We start from the raw sequence: 536 nt of genomic DNA, 5'->3' as shown, positions 1-536 counted from the left end.
GCCCCATTCTCCCCTGCGTGATCTAGCTCACAACTTGAGCCATCGACCTTGTTGCTCAGAACAGCCTTGATGTCAAAAAAGTCACTAGAAAATAATCCATTGAATTTAATCTCTTTTTATCTTGTCAAAAACCGTCACATCCAGTCTTGATAACGACCTCGTCACCTCAATTAAACAACGATGGATTCAGGCCCAGTCAAGGTTGGGACGCCTACCGTGTGGCTATCGGACTATTTCCGATTTCACAGAACCGACAACAAGTTCGGAAGTGTTTACATCAGAGGAATAACGCATATGAAGAAGTCTGCACTGACTATTGCCATCTCCAGCCTGCTGCTGGCGAGCGGCGCCCATGCCGCTACCGTTTACAACCAGAACGATACCAAGCTGGAAATCGGCGGCCGTGCTCAGGGTATGTACTACGGTACTGATGACAACGGTTCCGAAGGTGACCAGAGCTACTTCCGTCTGCACGTTGCTGGCGAGACCAAGATTGCTCCCGAGATGAAGGCGTTCGGCTTTGCCGAGTACAACCT

At 49.6% G+C, this 536-nt stretch carries 1 protein-coding gene; it reads left to right on the top strand.

What is annotated here, in order from left to right:
* Window positions 1-294 precede the first annotated feature (294 nt).
* On the top strand, window positions 295-536 hold a 242-nt coding region (locus BN1139_RS19785; protein WP_041980891.1), incomplete at its 3' end, for a porin.

The organism is Aeromonas veronii bv. veronii (assembly GCF_000820225.1).
In the GTDB taxonomy this organism is placed as follows: Bacteria; Pseudomonadota; Gammaproteobacteria; order Enterobacterales; family Aeromonadaceae; genus Aeromonas; species Aeromonas veronii.
This window is presented reverse-complemented; position numbering and strand designations above follow the sequence as displayed.